The sequence below is a fragment of the Pseudarthrobacter sp. As-47 genome (assembly GCF_058215595.1).
Genome location: NZ_CM177088.1, coordinates 2697905 through 2717222, shown reverse-complemented (window position 1 = coordinate 2717222; position 19318 = coordinate 2697905). Strand labels below are relative to the sequence as shown.

The following is a 19318-nucleotide window of genomic DNA, read 5'->3' as shown; positions in this document are numbered from 1 at the left end:
AGCTTAGAAACATGCGGCTACTACATACATCGGACTGGCACCTGGGGCGGTCCTTCCACGGCGTTGGCATGCTGGATGCCCAACGGGACTTCATTGCCCAGTTGGTCCGCACGGTCACTGAGCACGGAGTCGACGTCGTCCTGGTGGCCGGGGACGTCTATGACCGTGCCCTTCCCGGAGTCGATGTGGTGCGCCTGCTCGATGACGCGCTGGTCCGCCTGACAGCCGCGGGCGCACAGGTGGTGCTGACCAGCGGCAACCATGATTCCGCCATCCGCCTGGGTTTCGCCTCCCGCCTTTTGGAACGCGGGGGAGTCCATCTCCGGACCAGGATCGAGAGCCTGGACCAGCCACTGCTGCTGCCCCTGGACGATGCCCCTGACGGCCACCCTGCTGAAGCTGTGCTGGCCATCTACGGCATACCGTGGCTCGAGCCCCGTCTTGTCGCCGAACAGCTCGGGGTGGACACTGCCAGCCACTTCGAGGTCACCCGGGCGGCAACAGCGCTGATCCGGGAGGATATCGAACGGCGTTCAGCGTCCGCCGCCGTCCACTCCGTGGTGCTGGCGCACACGTTTGCCAGCGGCGGGATCAGCTCGGACAGCGAACGCGACCTGAGCATCGGCGGGGTAGGGGCCGTACCCCTGGACCTCTTCGACGGCTTCAGCTACACCGCGCTGGGACACCTGCACGGCCGCCAAGCACTGTCTCCGCAGGTCAGGTACTCAGGCTCGCCGCTGGCGTATTCCTTTTCCGAAGCCACGCACCGGAAGGGCGGCTGGCTCGTGGAGGTTGGAGCTGAGGGTGTCAGCTCCGTGCAGGAAGTCCTGTGGGAAGCGCCCCGGGCGCTGGCCGTGCTGCGCGGTCCGCTGGAAGAGCTCCTTGGGCTGCCTGAACACCAGTGGGCCGAAACAGCGTACTGCCAGGTCACGCTGACAGACGCCCAGCGTCCCGCCAGGGCCATGGAACGGCTCCGTTCCCGGTTCCCGGATACCCTGGTCCTCGGCTTCGACCCCGAGGGCGGAACCGCGGCCGCCGCTTCCAGCTACAGCAGCAGGCTCGCGGAGGCGCCCGACGATCTCTCGGTCTGCTGCGGCTTCCTGGAACACGTACGGGGCAGGGTCCCCGATGACGCAGAAAAGGCGGCGCTCGCCGACGCGCTCGAAAACGTCCGCCTCCTGGAGGCTTCACGATGAGGATCCACCGCCTGCAAATTTCCGGATTCGGCCCTTTCGCCGGCACCGAGGAGATCGATTTCGACCGGCTCAGCGCACACGGCCTCTTCCTGCTCAACGGCCCCACGGGTGCCGGGAAGACCAGCGTCCTGGATGCCGTCTGCTTCGCCCTCTATGGTTCCGTTCCGGGAGCCCGCCAGGACGGTAAGCGGCTCCGCAGCGACCATGCGGACCCGGCGCAGGAACCCGCGGTGACCTGTGAGTTCTCTGCCCAGGGGCGCCGCTTTGAAGTGACACGGTCCCCGGCCTGGGATAAACCGAGCGCCCGGGGGAAGAACGGCTTCACCACCCAGCAGGCCAAGACCCTTCTGCGGGAACGGGTTGGCGGCGCCTGGACGGACAAGTCCGCCCGGAATGACGAGGCAGGCGCTGAGATCCTGGCGCTGCTGGGCATGGACCGCGAGCAGTTCACCCGCGTGGTGATGCTGCCGCAGGGAGATTTCGCCGCGTTCCTGCGCTCCAAGGCCACGGACCGGCTGGAACTCCTGCAAAAGCTCTTCGGTACCGAGCGGTTTGAATCGGTGGAGCAGGAGCTGTCCCGCCAGGCGCAGGCGGCAAAGGATGAGGTGTCACACCTGGCGGGCCGGCTGGAACTCCTGGCTGCCCGGGCGGAGGCCGAGGCTGCGCGCCTCAGCCTTGACGGCTCCAGCGCTCCCTCTCCGGAGAACGCCGCGGTGCGGCTCGGCTGGCTGGAGGGAGCGGTGGCCGCCCGCCTTGAGGAGCTAACGGCGCAGGCAGGGCGGGCCGAGGCCGCCAGCACCGAATGCAGGAGCGCTGTTGAAGCCGAAACACTCCGCGCCGACCGGCGCCGGAAGCTCGATTCCGCCGCAGCCCGGAAACTGGCGGTGGAGCAGGGCGCGCAGCTGCTCGACGATCACCTCCTCCGGCTGGCCCGGCACCGGAAGGCCGAGGTCCTGCAGGGGCAGCTGCGGAACGTTGATGCCAGTGCCGCCAAAGCCCGGAGCGCCGCCACTGCCGTGGAATCCGCCCTCACCCTTCTCAGCCTGGCTGCGGGGGAAGACCCCGAACTCGCTGAGCTGGAACTCCACCTAGCGGCAGGCCCCGCCGCGGGTGCCGCAAGACCTTCCGCCGGAGCTGCAACCGAGCTGGGCCGGCTGCGCTCCCTCCTGGCCGTGGTCGAGGCCAGGCTGCCCGACGAGGACCGGTTGCAGGCCCTTCGGAAGCGCCACAGCAGCCTGCTAGGAAAGCATGGGGAACTTGCCGCGGACCTGGAACAGGCCGGCAAGCGCGCCAAGGAACTGACGGATGAGCGGAGCCGTCTCCAGGACGGGCTGCAGGACCTGGAACACCATGCGGCCACTGCGTCCCTGCGCCGGAAGGAAGCCGCAGCAGCGGAGGAACTGCTGGACGTGGTCAGGCGCTACGGCTCCGCCGTTGCTGCCCGGGACCTGGTGAAGGTCCGCCATGACGAAAGCCGTGACCGGCAATTGGAGGCGAAACGCCGGTGGCTGGACCTCAGGGAGCAGCGGCTGGCCAATGCCGCTGCCGAACTGGCTGCCAAGCTGGTCCACGGGGAACAATGCCCCGTCTGCGGCAGCCCGGACCATCCCGCTCCTGCTGCAGGGAGCTCCGGTGGCCCGGAACTTGCACAGGAGGAAGAAGAAGCCCGGCTGGTCCACGAAGCAGCGGAAGCCGCCTTTGCCCTGGTGGCCCGCGAACTGGGGGAGGCCAGCCAGCTCGTGGCGGTCCTCGCCGGGCAGGGCGGGGACACCGCGGAGGACGAGGCCCTCAGTGCGGCGGAGGGTGCGCGCCGGGCAGCGGCCGACGCCGATGGCGCAGTTAAAGAACTGGAAGCAGTCAGGCTGCGGCTCGGAAAACTCGAGACCGCTGCGGCGGCCGCCCAGGAATCCCGCACAGGTACCGAAGGCGAGCTGGCGCGGACCGCAGCGTCACTGGCCGACGTGTCCGAACAATCCTCGGCCCTGGACCAGGCGCTGGCAGGGCTAAGGGGCACCCACCGCAGCCTGGCCCACCGGCTGCGTGCACTGGAAACCGCCGTGACCGTGCTCAACAAGGCGGTCGAGGCGCAGGCGCACCTCGACAGAATGGAAGCCCAGGCAGCGGAGGCTCTGGACCAACTGGAACTGGCCCTGCCTGCGGCCGGTTTCACATCCGCTGGCGAGGCACGGGAGCAGCTGCTCGACGCCGATGAGGCGGCTTCGCTCGAGGCCCGGGTGCGGGCAGCCCAGGACGAGGAAGCGAGAGTGGCGGAGCTGTTCGCGTCCGAGGACGTCCTGCTGGCACTGGAGGAGAAGTCCGCGGGCTACGAGCTGGACCAGGTACGGCTCGACGCCCTGCGTGAAACTGCGGCAGAGGCCCTCCAGGACGCCCGGGATGCTGACCTGGCTGCCGGCCTGGCCGCCCGGTGCCTTGCCTCGCTGCGCGGCATCCGTGCTGAGTACGAAGACCTGGCAGGATCTGCGCGGCAGCCCGCTGAAAGGGCCCGGATGCTGGGCGGGCTGGCTGATGCGGCGGCCGGGCGGGGCGAGAACAACTACCGGATGAGCCTGAACAGCTATGTCCTGGCCGCCCGCCTGGAGCAGGTTGCCGTGGCCGCCTCCGAACGGCTGGTGGCCATGAGCGATGGCCGCTACCTGCTCCAGCACACGGACGCCAAGGCGGCGCGCGGGGCAAAATCGGGGCTTGGGCTGGAAGTGGTGGACCAGTGGACCGGGTTCCGCCGGGACACCTCCACCCTGTCCGGCGGTGAGTCGTTCATGGCTTCCCTGTCGCTGGCGCTTGGCTTGGCAGACGTCGTCCAGCAGGAGGCCGGCGGAGTGGAAATTGAAACGCTGTTTGTCGACGAGGGATTCGGAAGCCTGGACGAGCAGTCCCTGGAACAGGTCATGGACGCCCTTGAAGGGCTGCGGGACGGCGGCCGCGTGGTGGGACTGGTCAGCCATGTCGCGGAGATGAAGCAGCGGATCAGCGCCCAGCTCCAGGTGCTCAAGGGCCGGAACGGCTCCACCCTCCGGATATCGGACGGCGCAGACGCGCCAGTATGACCGTACGGCCCTGTCACCAATCTGCGCTGTGTCCTGACGGCGCAGAGGCGCCAGTGCGACCGGACGGCCACAAACAACCGGCGGGCTGCGCTGCGGGCCAGATACGTAGGCGCCGGTATAATGGCAGCGTTACCGGGTTGCGCGCATCGGGAGGAGGGACGATGCGCACGACATGAACGAGCCCGGAATTGAACTCACCCGTTTCACCCGCCAACACACATGGATCAGTCCCCGCCGCCGTAGAGCTGCCGGCATCGGCGTCAGAACCGGCATCGGCGTCAGCCGCCGCTGCGCCGGCCTTTCCTGAAGAAATTCCTGCAGCCTCCCGCGGCCGCTTCGCCAGGCTTCCCCTTCTTGCCGGCCGCGCCTTTATACCCCTCGGCCTGTTTGCGCGGCTGCCGCTGGCCATGCTGACGGTGGGAACGCTGACCCTGGTCACGTCAGCCAGTGGCTCGTACGCGCTCGGCGGGATGGCAGCAGGCGCCGTGGGCATCGGTTCAGCCGTGGGCGCGCCGGTTCTGGGGTCCCTTGCCGACCGCAGGGGACAGCGCCCCGTGCTCCTGATCGCTGCACTCCTGAACAGCATTGCCGTGGTGGCCCTGATCCTGGCTGTGTGGGCCACCGCGGAATCCCCGGGTGTCCCCGCAGCCGTCCTTGCCGCCTCCTTTGTCTCCGGTGCCAGCTGCCCCCAGGTGGGTCCGCTCGCCAGGGTCCGATGGATGGCACTGGCCGCCCACGGCTCGGCCGCGGACCAAACACGGGACCTGGACACCGCCCTTTCCTACGAAAGCACCGCAGATGAGGTGACCTTCGTCCTGGGCCCCGCCCTGGTGGGAATCCTGGCCAGCCTGCTGGCGCCCTGGCTGCCGCTCGCAGTGGCGGTTGCACTGACCATCACCCTCGTTCCCGCCTTCGCGGTACACCGGACGCACCGGGCAGTTCCGCCCAGCAGGCCCGCCAGTGGTGGGCAGGTGCCGGCCGGTGCACAGCCACGGGCCGCAAGGCTCCCGGCGGCGGTAGCCCTGCCCGTGTCCGCCATGGTGTGCATGGGGACGTTCTTCGGCTCCGCCCAGACCGCCCTGAGTTCTTTCTCGGCAGGGTTTGCAGGCTCTGAGGCGGCCGGCCTGCTGTATGCCGTCATGGGGCTGAGCTCGGCCGTGGCCGCACTGTCCGTTGCGTACTGGCCGCAGCGGTTCAGTCCTGCCCGGCGCTGGGTGCTGTGCGCCTCACTGATGGCTGCCCTGTCCCTGCTGCTCCTCTTGCCGTCCTCCATGCCCGCGATGGTGGCGGCGCTGCTGATCCTGGGCCTGCCGGTGGGGCCGGTCATGGTCACGGTCTTCGCCGTCGGCGGGTCTGTGGCTCCTGCGGGCCGCATGGGGACCGTCATGACGGCGCTGGCCAGCGGCATCGTGGCCGGCACCGCGCTGGGGTCTTCCCTGGGCGGCCACCTTGCCGAAAGCCACGGCTACGCTGCAGCCTTCCTTGTCACTGCCGGCGCAGCGTCCGGGCTGGCGCTGCTGGGAGCGGGAGCCGCCGTCGTTCTTCGCCGGAAGGCCTAGGCCAGCTGCCGTTCAATCCTTGCCGCGCTCTCAACCAGCGCGGCTCCCACCGCCGCGGGATCACGCGATGAACGGATATAGACGACGGCCAGCGCGGCGGGGCGCCCGCCGGGAACCCTGACAGGCGCGGCCAGGGAGGAAACCCCGGCGATCACCTCATCGTGGCTGGCCGAATAGCCGGTGCGGCGGGCTTCGGCAGCCTCGGGCCGGTAGGGGATGCCCGTGGCCAGCCGGTCCCATTCCGCCTCGGTGAGCGCGGACTGGATGGCGATCCCGGGCGCGCCGGCGTTGATGGGATGGCGGGTGCCGGGATGCTGCGCCACGGTGGCACCGGAATGCCGGGGCTCCACCGTGAGCAGGGTGATGCAGTCGTGGTGGTCCCAGACCGCCACGAACGCCGTCATATCCAGGGCATTGGCCAGCTGCGTCAGTTCCGGCAGCGCGGCAGCCTGCAGGTTGCGGGAAACGCCGCGCGCCAGGACCGCAAGCCCGGGCCCCGGCTGGACCCGGCCGGCGTCGTCACGCACCAGCAGTGAATGGTCCTCCAGGGTGCGGAGGATCCGGTAGGCCACCGAACGGTGCACTCCCATGGCGTCCGCCAGTTCTGCGATGGTGAGCGGCCCGGGCGCCGCCGCCAGGATCTCCAGGGCACGGATTCCCCGCGACAGGGTCTGGGAGGGGGAAGCCTGCGCCGGCGCGGCTCCGGCCGGGGCTGCGGCGGTGGGATTCATGGTGTCCATCCTAGGTGGCGGTAAGTAGCGACCGCCCCGGGACCGGGCCGGCTACCCGGGTTCGCGTCCTGAATACGAAACGGCATTCCAAATATAGAACCCGCCCTCCATGGAGTCCATGAGCGCAGGCTGCCGGGCAGCGGGCGCCACGGGGGAGGCGCACCTCCTCTGCCGACCGCGCAAGAAAGTTCCGGAAGGCCGTGTCCCGCCTCACATTTTCGGTGTACCCTACTAACTAACTGACCGTTCTGTCGGTAATCCTGAAGGCGTCCCGGCAGCACTGCTGCCTTGAACAATGGAGTTTCAATGACCACACCTTCCAAGGTGGACACACTCGCCGGTCCCAGCTCCCGGCGGGAGGAACGCAAGGTCCTCGCCGGCACCCTCGTCGGTACCACGATCGAGTGGTACGACTTCTTCATCTTTGCGCAGCTGACAGCAACGCTGCTGTCGCCGCTGTTCCTGGCACCGCTGAACCAGTCCAACCCGGGCCTGGCGCAGATCCTCTCGTTCGCCCTGATCGGCATCAGCTTCCTCTTCCGGCCCCTCGGTGCCGTGGTGGCCGGGCACCTGGGCGACCGCCTGGGACGCAAGGCGATGCTCGTCTTCACCCTGGTGATGATGGGTGCCGCCACCGCCCTGATCGGCATGCTGCCCACCTACGCACAGATCGGCGCCTGGGCGCCCATCCTGCTGATCACCCTCCGCATCATCCAGGGCTTCTCGGCCGGAGGTGAATGGGGCGGAGCTGCGCTGATGGCGGTGGAACACGCACCCCTGAACAAGCGCGGCCTGTTCGGCGCCTACCCGCAGATCGGCGTGCCGATCGGCATGATCCTGGCCACCGGCCTGCTCTTCTTCCTCAACTCCAGCATGTCGAAGGAAGACTTTGCGGCCTGGGGCTGGCGGGTGCCGTTCCTGCTCTCCATCGTCCTCATCGTCGTGGGGTACCTGATCCGGCGGGCCGTGGCCGAAAGCCCGGTCTTCCAGGAGATGGCCGCCCGGAAGCAGGAAAGCAAAGCCCCGCTCGGTGAACTGATCCGCAGCCACAAGAAGCCGGTCCTGTACTCCACCATGATCTTCATCGGCAACAATGCCGCCGGATACCTGCTGATCGCGTTCTTCATCGCCTACGCCACCCGGACGCTGCAGATGCCCACGCCCCAAGTGCTCCTGGCTACCACCCTGGCATCCTTCGGCTGGCTGATCTTTACCCTTGCAGGCGGCTGGATCTCGGACCGGATCGGCCGGGTCAAGACCTTCCTGGCCGGGTACGCGATCATCTTCGCCTGGATGATCCCCATGTTTGCCCTGATCGATACCAGGAACATCTGGCTGTACGGACTGGCCCTGTTTGTCCTCACCATTGGACTCGGACTGTCCTACGGGCCGATGTCCGCAATGTACGCCGAGATGTTCCCGGCCAACGTCCGCTACTCGGGAATCTCCATCGGCTACGCATTCGGCGCCATCCTGGGCGGCGCGTTCGCAGCGACCATCGCTGAAACCCTGCTGCAGTCCACCAAGTGGACAGGCTCCATCGGCATCTACATCATGATCCTGTGCGTCATCTCCGCCATTGGTGTGGTTCTGGCCAAGGAAACCAAGGGGCGGCCACTCGGCGTCAGCCACCACTAATCAACACCGCCCAGTGCAGGACGACGGTGGGCCGGACCATGGCGGTCCGGCCCGCTTCGCCGTCTGGGGCGCCTGTGCCGTGCCGGCTCGTCTCCTTTTGCCGGACTGCGAAAGGAAAAGCCTGCGGTGTTACTGCTCCAGGATGCTGATCGCTTCGTCGTCGGACATCTGGTCAAAGTGCCGGTAGAAGCTGCCCACCGCCCGGAATTTGCCGGGCAGGTGCAGGCACAGCACCGCGTCGCAGACCCGTTCCACGGACGCTTCCGCCTCAACGGAGCCCACCGGGGCTGCCGCCACGACGGTGGCCGCGCCGCCCTCACGCACTGCTTCGACGGCTGCCCTCATCGTGGCACCGGTGGCCAGCCCGTCGTCGACCAGCAGGACGGTCTTGCCCGCCACGTCCAGGTCCGCTCCGGGATAGATCTCCACGCGGCGGAGCAGCTCGGCCCGCTCCCGCTGCTCCACCGCGTCCAGCCATTCCTGGTGCACGCCGTGTTCGAGGACCCGGTCAAGCAGCGGTTTGTTGATCAGCCGGACGGTGCGGCCCCGGACCCACGCCAGTGCCCCGTAAGCCGTTTCTTCGTGGCCGGGAATTCCCAGCTTCCGGACCAGGACTGTCCCGAGGGGCAGGTAGAGGGCTTTGGCGACGGCGGCCGCTACCGGGATGCCCCCCCGGGCCAGGCCCAGGACCACAGTGTCCGGCCGCTCCCGGAACTGCGTGAGCACAGCAGCGAGCCGTTCGCCGGCGTCCGTACGGTCTTCGAAAATCGTGCCCATCAGTCCCTCCAGGCTCGTCCAGCCTAAAGTTCAGCCTACCGTTTGCGGGGACGGCGGGCGCCTCAAGATACCGGCAAAATCCGCTGAAGAACCGCCTCCGGAATGGGCTGGAAGAAAGCGGACCTCAGGCAGGTTACTGGCCCGCCAGGAACCTGACGGCCGCCTGCTTGAACGCCCTGCTGGTGACGGCGTTTGTGTGGTTGCGGCCGGGAAGGATCAGCTGTTCAGCCGTCCCGCCTGCCTTCCGGGCCAGCTCGGCAAGCTGCGGCAGGCTGCCGGCGCGTTCATCCTTGTCCCCGGCCACCAGGAGCACGGGGACGTGGGGCACGGCTTCTGCAGGGTCGTAGGGTTCGGCTTTGATGGCCTCCACCAGGGAGAGCAGCGCGAAGATGTTGTTGCTGGGCAGCAGCAGCGCCATCTTGAGCAGCTGGGCCGTGGATTCGTCCGCAATGGGCGTGCCGTCAGCCAGGTAGTCCTGTGCGGCCCGAAGGTCGAACTCCGCCAAGGGGTCGGAGATGTTGGGACCGCCCAGGACGAGGCGGTGCGTGATTTCCGGCTGGGTGGCGCCGAATTCCCAGGCGAGCCGGGAACCCAGCGAGTAGCCCACCACGTCAAGGCCGCTGGAAGGTTCCCCCTCCTGCAAAGGCCGAACCCCGGCGTCGAACGCTGTTTGCAGCAGGTCCGCGCGGATCCTGCTGGGGGAGTAGGAGTCCAGGTCCTCCGGCGCGCCGCTGCGGCCGTGTCCGGGCAGGTCCACCGTGATCACGCGCCGCCCGGCATCGAGGAGTGCTGCCACCCACCCGGTGTCCTCCCAGTTGAGCTTGCTCGACGAAGAGAAGCCGTGCACCAGCAGGACGGGGCGAAGGCCGGCGTCAGCGGCGGGCTCGTGCACCGCCACATAGAGCTGCGGGTCCGTGCCCTCCACGGTATGCGTCTGCTGTTGGCCGCTGTGCCTGCCGCTCATGGTGTCAGTCCTCATCAACTACGGCGCCCGGACAGACCTGGCGCTTCGGTGCCTCTTGCTTTTGGACGTTACTCTACCTGCCGGCCCGCTGCGTGAGCCGGGCGCCCAGCGCACAGGCCAGGGCGATGCCGGCGATGAGCGCAAATGTGCTGAACAGCTGGATGCGGCTGCCTTCAGCGCTGAAACCCACGGCAAAAATGACGGCCAGGAGCACCAGCCCCAGGATGGTCAGGCCGGGGAAGCCCTTCATCCGCAGGGGCAGGGGTGCGCCGGCGCGGTCGGCGCGGCGCCGAAGGATCAGCTGCGATAGGAGGGCGCTTCCCCACACCACCAGGCAGGTGGACCCCACCAGCTGGAACAGCGCCGGCAGGATCCGCTCGGGGAAGAGGAGTTCCAGCACCGTGGCGATGAATCCGAAAGCCACCGAGACCGCGACGGCCAGCATGGGCACGTTGGCGCCGTAAAGCCGCGTCAGGAACCGGGGGGCCGCCGAGCGCTGGGCGAGCGAGTAGGCCATGCGGGATGCCCCGTAGAGGTTGGCGTTCAGCGCTGACAGGAGTGCGACGACGGCCACCAGGGTGATGGCCGTCGCGGCACCGGGGATCCTGGCCGCGTCCAGGACGCCGGCGAAGGGTGAGGACAGGCTCTGGGAGGTTGCCGGCAGGACAGCGGCGATGACGAAGACGGAGCCGATGTAGAAGACCAGGATGCGCCACACCACAGTGCGGATGGCTTTGGCCACGCTCCGCTCGGGGTCTTCGGTCTCCGCCGCCGCCACGGACACGATCTCCGTGCCGCCGAACGCGAAGATGACCACAAAGAGCGCCGAGGCAATACCGCCGAGGCCCTGCGGGGCGAAATCAGCGGTGAGGTTGGACAGCCCCGGCGAGGCGACGTCCGGCAGCAGACCCAGGAGCAGGGCGGCGCCTACCGCAAGGAACAGCACGATGGCAGCCACCTTGAGGATGGCGAACCAGAACTCGAATTCCCCGAAGTTCCGCACCCCGGCGAGGTTAATGCCCGTGAAGACCACCATGAACACCAGCGCCAGGGCCCAGACCGGAACGGCCGGCCAGACGGAGAAGAGGAGGGCTGCGGCACCGAGGGCCTCGGCGGCGATGACCACCACCAGCTGGAGCCACCACAGCCAGCCGATGGTGGCACCGGCCGTCTTGCCCAGGGCGCGTTCGGCATAGACGGAGAATGCTCCGCTGTTGGGGTTCGCCGCAGCCATCTCTCCCAGCGCCCACATGACCAGGATGATGAGGGTACCGGCCACCATGTACGAAATGAGGACCGCCGGGCCGGCGGCCTGCACACCCGCGCCCGAACCCAGGAAAAGCCCCGCGCCGATGGCGCTGCCCAGCCCCATCATGGTCAGCTGCCGGGGCTTCATGCTGTGGACGGGGTGCAGGTGGTGTCCTTTGGGACGGGCTGTGGTGGACTTCGTCGTCATTATGCCGTGAACCTTCTTGGGGTCTGGATGGTGGCTCCTTGTGGGACCACTTGAATTTACCGCCTTCGTCCCGCCGGCGGTATTCCGGGCAGTGGAGTGCGCAGCCGAGTGCGCAGCCGAGTGCGCGGGACAGGGGCCCGGGCAGGCGGGCAGAAACATTTGGCATTTTCCCAGCGCATGCCCGTACAATTAGTTTTGGTCAAGCTGACCATAACTAAACCGGGCACCATGCTGAACACGGGCCCCTGCTGCCAGGAAGGCGGTGGAATATGTACTCCAGCTCTGCAAACGTGTCGGAGCGCCAGGCTGCACCGCCCTCCCTGGCCATCTCCACCGTCATCTTCGCCCTCCGGCCCAGTGAAAGTTCCGGCCGGCCTACGCTCTGGCTGCCTTTGGTCCGCCGGATCAGGGAGCCCTTCAAGGGGCTCTGGGCGCTCCCGGGCGGACCGCTCAGCCACGCGGAATCCCTCCAGGACGCCGCGTCCCGGAACCTGAGGGAGACCACCGGGCTCGCCCCCAGCTACCTGGAACAGCTGTACGCATTCGGTGGGCTCCACCGCTCACCCACCCAGCGGGTGGTCTCGATCGTGTACTGGGCGCTGGTCCAGCCGACGGAAGCCGCGCTCGCCGATGAGTCGGAAAACGTCCGATGGTTCCGGGCGGACCGGCTGGGGGAGCTGGCCTTCGACCACAACGCGATCGTGGACTACGCCCTCTGGAGGCTGCGCAACAAACTGGCCTACGGGTCAGTGGCCTACCACCTCCTGGGGGAGTACTTCACTCTGGCCCAGGTCCGCGAGGTCTACGAGGCGGTGCTGGACCGTGAGCTGGATCCGGCGAACTTCCGCAGGCAGCTGAAGTCCACCCCCGAAATAGAGGAAACCGGCGAGTACCTCCAGGGCGGCAAGCACCGCCCCCCGCGCCTCTACCGCTTTACCGGCCGGCCCGGCCTTGACCCAGACAACAGGAGCACACTATGAGCAGCGTCAACACAGCAATCCAGCTGATCACGCGCGAGCAGGCGGAGCAAGGCGCGACGGCGAAAGGCAGCACCTGCAGCCCAGCCCTGGCCAAGGGCCCGTGGGACTACGACCTCGCCGAGGCGCTCGCCGGCATCCCCGCCTATGGTCCCGGCGCCTCCAGCGCAGACGTTGCGCCGGCCGCCACCCCGCGCCAGGGCCAGCTGCCGGAGGAATACAAGCTCGCCAGCGACGCTGAGCTGGGCGAACGCATCCTCGCGGCAAAGGCTGCCCTCGGCGACCGTGCCGTCATCCTGGGGCACTTCTACCAGCGGGACGAAGTGATCCAGTACGCCGACTTCGTGGGCGACTCCTTCCAGCTGGCCAACGCGGCACTCACCAGGCCGGACGCGGAAGCGATCGTCTTCTGCGGCGTCCACTTCATGGCGGAAACCGCTGACATCCTTTCCGCACCGGAACAGGCAGTCATCCTCCCCAACCTGGCGGCCGGCTGCTCCATGGCGGATATGGCCGACGCCGACTCCGTGGCCGAGTGCTGGGAGCAGCTTGAGGAGATCTTCGGCACCGAGCCCGACGCCGAGGGCCGGGTTCCGGTCCTTCCCGTCACCTACATGAATTCCTCCGCAGCCCTGAAGGCGTTCTGCGGTGAGCACGGCGGCATCGTCTGCACGTCCTCGAACGCCAGGACCGTGCTTGAGTGGGCGTTCCAGCGAGCCCAGCGCGTGCTGTTCTTCCCTGACCAGCACCTGGGCCGCAATACCGCCAAAGCCCTCGGCGTGCCGCTGGAGCAGATGCCCATGTGGAACCCGCGCAGGGATCTGGGCGGTAACGACGCGCAGGCACTGCTCGATTCCCGGGTGATCCTGTGGCACGGATTCTGCTCGGTGCACAAGCGCTTCAACGTGGGGCAGATCGAGAAGGCCAGGAAAGACTTTCCCGGCGTCCAGGTGATCGTCCACCCTGAGTGCCCCATGGAAGTCGTGGACGCCGCCGACTCTGCCGGCTCCACCGATTTCATCAAGAAGGCCATCGCGGCTGCCACGGAGCCAACCACCTTTGCGATCGGCACCGAGATCAACATGGTGAACCGGCTTGCAGCGGAGTACCCGCAGCACACCATCTTCTGCCTGGACCCCGTGATCTGCCCTTGCTCCACCATGTACCGCATCCACCCGGGGTACCTGGCCTGGGTGCTGGAGGAGCTGGTGGCCGGCCGGGTGGTCAACCGCATCACCGTGGCAGAGTCCGTCCAGGACCATGCCCGGACCGCCCTCGAGCGCATGCTCGCCGCCAGGCCGTAATGTCCAGCCAGGCCAGAGTGTCCAGCGGGCCCCTTGTGCCCGGCGGGCCCAGGATGCCCGCCCGCCGGCTCGTCGTCGTCGGCAGCGGCATCGCCGGACTGTACGCGGCGCTGCTGGCCGCCGATGCCGGCGCCTCCGTAGTTCTCCTGACAAAAGTTGGCCTGGAGCACAGCAACACCTGGTACGCCCAGGGCGGGATCTCGGCCGTGCTGGATGAACCATCCCCGGGTGACACCGTAGCGGCCCACATGACCGACACGCTCCAGGCCGGCGCCGGGCATTGCAACGCCGATGCCGTCCGGCTGATGTGCACGGAGGCCCGGCACGACATCGCCGGCCTGCAGCGGTTCGGCGTGCGCTTCGATGTGGAGACGGACGGAGGACCGGCGCTGGGGCTGGAAGCCGCCCACTCCGCGCCGCGCATCCTCCACGCCGGCGGCGACGCCACGGGCGCGAAAGTGGCCGGCGCGCTCATCCAGGCGGTGCTCTCCCGGCAGGCAGCAGGTGTCCTGACGGTCATCACCGGCGCCCACGCCACCGCCCTCCTGCACGACGGCGGCGCAGTCACCGGAGTGGAATTCCTGCAGGACGGGAAGAAGGCAGCACTGCACGGGGACGCCGTCCTGCTGGCAACGGGAGGTGCCGGCAGGCTGTTCGCCCAAACCACCAACCCGGCAGTCGCCACCGCCGACGGCCTGGCGCTCGCAGTCCGCGCCGGAGCCAGGACAGCCGACCTGGAATTCTTCCAGTTCCACCCCACCTGCCTGGTCCGGCCAGCCGGTCCCGCCCCAGGCGAGCCGCTGCTGATCTCCGAAGCTGTCCGCGGCGAAGGGGCGGTCCTCGTTGACGGCAACGGGAAGCGCTTCATGCGGTCGTACCATCCGGACGCAGAGCTTGCCCCGCGCGACGTGGTCTCCCGCAGCATAGCCCTGCACCTGGCCAAGCTCGGCGACCCCAACGGCCACGTGTACCTGGACGCCCGCGTCATCGAGGCAGCCAGGGGAGCCGGGTTCCTGGCACGGCGGTTCCCGACCCTCACCGAAAAGACCCTCGCGGCCGGTATCGACTGGACCCGGGACCTGGTCCCCGTGGCCCCGGCAGCCCACTACTGGATGGGCGGGGTCCTCACCGACCTCCGCGCCAGGACCAGCATCCCCGGACTGTACGCCGCCGGCGAAGTCGCATGTACGGGCGTCCAAGGGGCGAACCGGCTGGCCAGCAACTCCCTCCTCGAGGGACTCGTCTTCGGCCGCCGCGCTGTTGAGGACTTCCTCTCCGGTGACTTTGGCTGGGGGGCGCCTGAGGGCGCCCCTCCGCATGCTCCCCACGATCCCCCTAACCTCGCAAGCTCGGCCAGGGAACCCGGATCGCGTGGCCCCACGGCCACGGGCGGCCTCCCCTTTACGCATGCTTCCGGGGCACCCTCAGGCGACCATTTGTCCGTCACCTTCCCTGCGGCTTCAGCAGGCGCGGGTGCCGGGTCGGGTGGCCTGGGCGGGAGCCTGCCGGCCAGCTCCGGTGTAAGTATCGATGTGGAAACTCCGTTCTCGCGGGATGCTCTTCGGCACCTGATGACTGCCAAGGCCGGGGTGCTGCGGAATGGGGTGCTGTTGCGGGAGGCGACGGAAACCCTTGACCGGTGGGCCGCCGTCGTTCTCCCCGGAACAGTGGCCGCCGGGCCGGGACCGCGGGAGCATGAGGACCGCAACCTGCTGCTCGCCGCGCAGCTGCTCGTGGCTGCCGCCCGGGAACGGACTGCGTCCCTGGGCGCCCACTACCGGAGCGACAGCCCGGCAGATGCCGCCGGCATCGCTGATCAACTCCAAGAACACTCCCGCCTGCGCCCGAAAGCGAGCCTTGTCCGTGACTAAAAACTCCGTAATCGCACCCGTGGCGGCCAGGGCCGTTGGCCTGGACCTCGCCCTGCCAGCGGCTCCCGTCCGGGAGATCCTGGAGCGCGCCTTCGCCGAAGACGCGCCGGCCGGGGACATCACCTCCCAGCTGCTCATCCCCGCCGATGCCCGCGCCACGGCGGTCCTGAACGCCCGCGTGCCCGGCGTCTTCAGCGGGGCCACCGTCTTCCGGGACGCCATGCAGCTGGTGGACCCCGGCACCACAGTGGAGCTGCTGCTGGCAGACGGGGAAAGGTTCGACGCCGGCACGCACCTCGCGCGGGTCACAGGACGGGCACGCTCCGTCCTGCTCGCCGAGCGTGTGGCCCTCAACCTGGTCCAGCGGATGTCCGCGATCGCCACACGGACCGCGGAATTCGTCCAGCTGGCCGAAGGGACGCGGGCCAGGATCACCGACACCCGGAAAACCACCCCCGGCCTGCGGATCCTGGAACGGTTCGCCGTGCGGTGCGGGGGAGGCGCCAACCACCGATACAGCCTCTCCGACGCAGTGCTGGCGAAGGACAACCACCTGGCCGTGATGACCGGAGGGGACCCCGCCAGGCTGACGGAGCTGCTCCTGGCGGCCAAAGCCCAGCTGGGACACACCACCCACTTCGAAGTCGAGGTGGACCGCATGGACCAGATCGAACCCGTCCTCGCAGCAGGCGTGGACACCATCATGCTGGACAACTTCACGCCGGAGGAGCTCCGCCAGGGCGTTGCGCTGGTGGCCGGACGGGCCCGCGTGGAAGCAAGCGGCAACGTCAACCTCAGCACGGTCGCGGGGATCGCTGCCACCGGCGTGGACGTCATCTCGGTCGGGGCACTCACCCACACGGTGGCAGCCCTGGACCTTGGCCTGGACGTGGAACTGACGGCCGGGTAAGCCATGATTTTCCTTGATGCAGCCGCCACCACCCCGGTCCGCCGCGAGGTGCTGGAAGCCATGTGGCCATACCTGACCGGCGACTTCGGGAACCCCTCCAGCCACCACACCCTCGGTGACACAGCTGCCACGGCCCTCGCCAGTGCACGGGACTCAGTGGCCGCTGTCCTGGGCTGCCGGCCGGGAGAGGTGACCTTCACGTCCGGCGGGACAGAGGCGGACAACCTGGCTGTCAAGGGCATTGCCCTGGCGCGGCAGGCTGCCCGTCCGCAGCTCAACCGGGTGGTGATCAGCGCCGTCGAACATCCGGCCGTGGAGGAATCCGCACGGTACCTGGAACGCTTCCACGGATTCGCGGTGGACGTTGTACCCGTGGACGGCACGGGGCTGGTGGTGCCGGAAGCCCTCCGGGCAATCCTGCGTCCGGAAACCGCACTGGTCAGCATCATGTACGCCAACAATGAGGTGGGGACCATACAGCCGGTGGCCGAGCTGGCCTCGGAGGCCCGGCACGCTGGGGTCCCCTTCCACACGGACGCGGTCCAGGCGGCAGGATGGCTGCCCCTGGACACCGGAACGCTGGGCATCGACGCCATGAGCATCTCGGGCCACAAGCTGGGGGCGCCCAAGGGTTGTGGCGTGCTCTTTGTCCGTGGCCGCACCAGGATCGAGCCGCTCATCCACGGCGGCGGCCAGGAACGGGGCCGCCGGTCCGGGACGGAAAACGTGGCAGGTGCCGTTGGCCTGGCCACGGCGCTGACGCTTGCCCAGGCCCGCCAGGAGGAACAACGACGACGTGTGGCGGCCCTGCGGGATGCCTTCATCAACGCAGTGCTCACCGGAGTGCCGGGCGCGGTCCTCACCGGGCATCCCACCCGCCGGCTTCCGTCCGTGGCATCGTTCTGCTTCCCGGGAACCAGCGGCGAATCCGTACTCCTGGAACTGGAGCGGGAGGGCGTGGTGTGCTCCAGCGGATCAGCGTGCGCAGCCGGGTCCGATGCGCCGTCGCCCGTCCTCACGGCGCTGGGCTACGAGGCTGAGGTGGCCCAGACAGCCGTCCGGTTCAGCTTCGATGCCGCGGTCACCGAGGAGGACCTCAACACCGCAGCGGGGGCAGTCCGCCACGCAGTGGAGAGCGTGCGGGCGCTTGGCGGCTAACGATCCTCCGCAAGGATCGGCGTCCTGCTGCCCGCAGCGGTCAGTACAGCTCGCCGACCGGGATTTCCACGGCCAGCCGGTTGGACGGTCCCGGCAGGGGGCACGCCCACGCCTCGTTGTAGGCACAGGAGGGGTTGTAGGCGAAGTTAAAGTCCAGGACGAAAGCGGCGCCCGGACCCGTCCCGCTGACCCCGTGGAACGCGCCCTTGATGGTGTCCAGCAGGTACCGGCCGGCGCCGTAGCTTCCCCCGGGCTGGCCGGCGGTCGCGTCCCGGAAGGGCACGAAGATGCCGCCGCCGTATCCCCGCAGCTTCCACACGGCGAGCTGCCCCATCTCGGGGAGGTCGAACGTGCCAAGCCGCACGAAGTTCACCACCCCGTCCGTGCCGGTTTCCACGCTCATTTCCCGTCCAGCACCCTCTTTGGTCAGCGGAACGTGGAATCGGTAGATGGGATCGTAGTCAGCCGTCTTGAGGCCGGAGAACCGCGCCTTGTCCGCTGCGGACAGCGCGGAGGCGGGGTGCGTGGCAAAGAGAAGGTCGCGCTGGTGGCGCCAGTAGGAATGTGCTTCCGCCGGGCTTTCCACGGACAATTTGCGGACATTGTCGTACAAGGCAAAGGTCCGCAGCCGCCAGTCGGCAATGTCGACGGCGGAGATCTCCGCCAAGTGATCTTCGGCTGCGCCGTGCTGGATGTCCGCCATAGCACCAGCCTAGTCCCCGGCGCCGGTGATGCCCCTCCGGCGGCGACACGCACCGCTGCTGCCCGGTTCCGGCCGTCCTTATGAGCCGGGAAACGCCGCTCCGGGTCAGGCCGCGCCGCTGCTTCGTCCAGCTAGGCTGGCTGCATGAGACGCATCGCATCAGCGGGGGTCCTGCCCGGGACCGCAGTGCTCCTCGCCGGAGCACTCCTTGCCGGTTGCTCCACCCCGCCCAAGAGCGGGCCTGCGTGGACAGCGGAGGCCGGTGATTCCGGGGCTGCTCCCACCGCCACCGCTTCGCCGGAAGGGTCTGCAACTGCTGCGGCATCCGCAGGCGCCACGCCCGCCGCGTCCGGCTCGGCAACAGCCCAGCCTGCCGCCACCGCATCTGCGTGGAAGACTTTCTCCGATCCGGCAAAAACCGTGGTCTTCGAACTGCCGGAAACCTGGATAGCGCAAGCGGTGCCCCCTGAGGAAGGAACCCTGCCCGGTGCCATTAAGATCGAGGTGAAAAAGCCGGACGGCACCTTCATGGCGGCGCTCCGGACGGGACTCCCGCCGTCGTCCGCCGACTGTCCGGAGGACGCGCGGCGTCCCTACACCGTGATCAGCAGCGTGCCTGTTGAGCTGTCCGCCGCAGGCGGCGAGGGGACCATTCCGCCCAGGGTGGTGTTCCGGGCAATCCAGGGGTACCGGTTCTTCGGCTCCTACGGCATCACCAACCTGATTGGCGGCCCCGACGGGCAGGCCTGCGAACTGCGCAATATAGTCCGTGGGCCGGCGGGGAAAGGTGACTACTCCTTCGGTGACCTGGTGTCCGTCAGGGCCTTTGCGCCCGATGAAAAAGTGGCGCCCGCCAAAGCATTCGACACCCTTGAGCAGGCCGCAAAGTACGCCAGCGAGAGTGCTGACTTCGCCAACGTCCAGCGGATGCTAATGTCTCTGGAGATCAAGAACTAGCCCCCGTTCCCTGCCCGCATCCCCGGCCGGGACAAACGGCGGCTTCTTTCCT

The 19318-nt window shown here is 68.3% G+C and carries 15 protein-coding genes; 10 read left to right on the top strand and 5 right to left on the bottom strand.

Going from position 1 to position 19318, the window contains the following annotated elements; all coding sequences use genetic code 11:
• Window positions 1–11: 11 nt before the first annotated feature.
• The 3 genes from AC4BCK_RS12550 to AC4BCK_RS12540 all read left to right on the top strand — a co-directional run bounded on the left by AC4BCK_RS12550 (window position 12) and on the right by AC4BCK_RS12540 (window position 5820).
• Window positions 12–1196: an exonuclease SbcCD subunit D gene (locus AC4BCK_RS12550; protein WP_400598234.1), complete on the top strand. Its 1185-nt coding sequence runs from the start codon at window positions 12–14 to the stop codon at window positions 1194–1196.
• Window positions 1193–4261 carry an AAA family ATPase gene (locus tag AC4BCK_RS12545; protein WP_490565997.1) on the top strand — a complete coding sequence of 1023 codons (3069 nt, stop codon included), beginning with the start codon at window positions 1193–1195 and terminating at the stop codon, window positions 4259–4261. Before AC4BCK_RS12550 ends, AC4BCK_RS12545 begins: the two co-directional genes overlap by 4 nt.
• A gap of 188 nt (window positions 4262–4449) precedes the next feature.
• Window positions 4450–5820, top strand: a complete 1371-nt coding sequence (locus tag AC4BCK_RS12540; RefSeq protein ID WP_490565996.1) for an MFS transporter — start codon at window positions 4450–4452, stop codon at window positions 5818–5820.
• Here AC4BCK_RS12540 and AC4BCK_RS12535 read toward each other — a convergent pair.
• Window positions 5817–6551: an IclR family transcriptional regulator gene (locus AC4BCK_RS12535; protein ID WP_104184880.1), complete on the bottom strand. Its 735-nt coding sequence runs from the start codon at window positions 6549–6551 to the stop codon at window positions 5817–5819. The genes AC4BCK_RS12540 and AC4BCK_RS12535 overlap by 4 nt on opposite strands.
• 306 nt (window positions 6552–6857) lie before the next feature.
• Between AC4BCK_RS12535 and AC4BCK_RS12530 the strand changes: the two genes are divergently transcribed.
• Window positions 6858–8189 carry an MFS transporter gene (locus AC4BCK_RS12530; protein WP_174178079.1) on the top strand — a complete coding sequence of 444 codons (1332 nt, stop codon included), beginning with the start codon at window positions 6858–6860 and terminating at the stop codon, window positions 8187–8189.
• A 129-nt stretch (window positions 8190–8318) separates the two neighbouring features.
• Here the strand turns inward: AC4BCK_RS12530 and AC4BCK_RS12525 are convergent, their stop codons facing one another.
• The 3 genes from AC4BCK_RS12525 to AC4BCK_RS12515 form a co-directional block, all read right to left on the bottom strand.
• Window positions 8319–8966, bottom strand: a complete 648-nt coding sequence (locus tag AC4BCK_RS12525) for a phosphoribosyltransferase (protein WP_174178081.1) — start codon at window positions 8964–8966, stop codon at window positions 8319–8321.
• Between the two features lie 133 nt (window positions 8967–9099).
• Window positions 9100–9930: an alpha/beta fold hydrolase gene (locus AC4BCK_RS12520; RefSeq protein ID WP_363955628.1), complete on the bottom strand. Its 831-nt coding sequence runs from the start codon at window positions 9928–9930 to the stop codon at window positions 9100–9102.
• Between the two features lie 73 nt (window positions 9931–10003).
• The gene (locus tag AC4BCK_RS12515; protein WP_310113748.1) at window positions 10004–11386 is read right to left on the bottom strand and encodes an amino acid permease; all 1383 of its coding nucleotides are present in this window, start codon (window positions 11384–11386) and stop codon (window positions 10004–10006) included.
• A 269-nt stretch (window positions 11387–11655) separates the two neighbouring features.
• On the opposite strand from AC4BCK_RS12515, the gene AC4BCK_RS12510 reads away from it, so the two are divergent.
• The 5 genes from AC4BCK_RS12510 to AC4BCK_RS12490 are packed head-to-tail and all read left to right on the top strand — an operon-like array spanning window position 11656 to window position 17606.
• Window positions 11656–12366, top strand: a complete 711-nt coding sequence (locus AC4BCK_RS12510; RefSeq protein ID WP_174178087.1) for an NUDIX hydrolase — start codon at window positions 11656–11658, stop codon at window positions 12364–12366.
• The gene (nadA, locus tag AC4BCK_RS12505; protein WP_174178089.1) at window positions 12363–13667 is read left to right on the top strand and encodes a quinolinate synthase NadA; all 1305 of its coding nucleotides are present in this window, start codon (window positions 12363–12365) and stop codon (window positions 13665–13667) included. The genes AC4BCK_RS12510 and nadA overlap by 4 nt, the downstream gene beginning before the upstream one ends.
• A gap of 53 nt (window positions 13668–13720) precedes the next feature.
• On the top strand, window positions 13721–15538 hold the full coding sequence (nadB, locus tag AC4BCK_RS12500; RefSeq protein ID WP_490566913.1) for an L-aspartate oxidase: 1818 nt from the start codon (window positions 13721–13723) through the stop codon (window positions 15536–15538).
• Window positions 15531–16448 carry a carboxylating nicotinate-nucleotide diphosphorylase gene (nadC, locus tag AC4BCK_RS12495; RefSeq protein WP_490565995.1) on the top strand — a complete coding sequence of 306 codons (918 nt, stop codon included), beginning with the start codon at window positions 15531–15533 and terminating at the stop codon, window positions 16446–16448. Before nadB ends, nadC begins: the two co-directional genes overlap by 8 nt.
• 3 nt (window positions 16449–16451) lie before the next feature.
• Complete coding sequence (locus tag AC4BCK_RS12490; protein WP_363955634.1) at window positions 16452–17606, top strand: cysteine desulfurase family protein; 1155 nt, start codon at window positions 16452–16454, stop codon at window positions 17604–17606.
• 40 nt (window positions 17607–17646) lie between these two features.
• Here AC4BCK_RS12490 and AC4BCK_RS12485 read toward each other — a convergent pair whose 3' ends face one another.
• Entirely contained in the window at window positions 17647–18309 is a 663-nt protein-coding gene (locus AC4BCK_RS12485) for a DUF1684 domain-containing protein (protein WP_174178095.1), read from the bottom strand.
• Window positions 18310–18453: 144 nt separating this feature from the next.
• Here AC4BCK_RS12485 and AC4BCK_RS12480 point away from each other — a divergent pair, with 144 nt between their 5' ends.
• Window positions 18454–19266 carry a hypothetical protein gene (locus AC4BCK_RS12480; RefSeq protein WP_251423621.1) on the top strand — a complete coding sequence of 271 codons (813 nt, stop codon included), beginning with the start codon at window positions 18454–18456 and terminating at the stop codon, window positions 19264–19266.
• The last annotated feature ends 52 nt before the right edge of the window (window positions 19267–19318 follow it).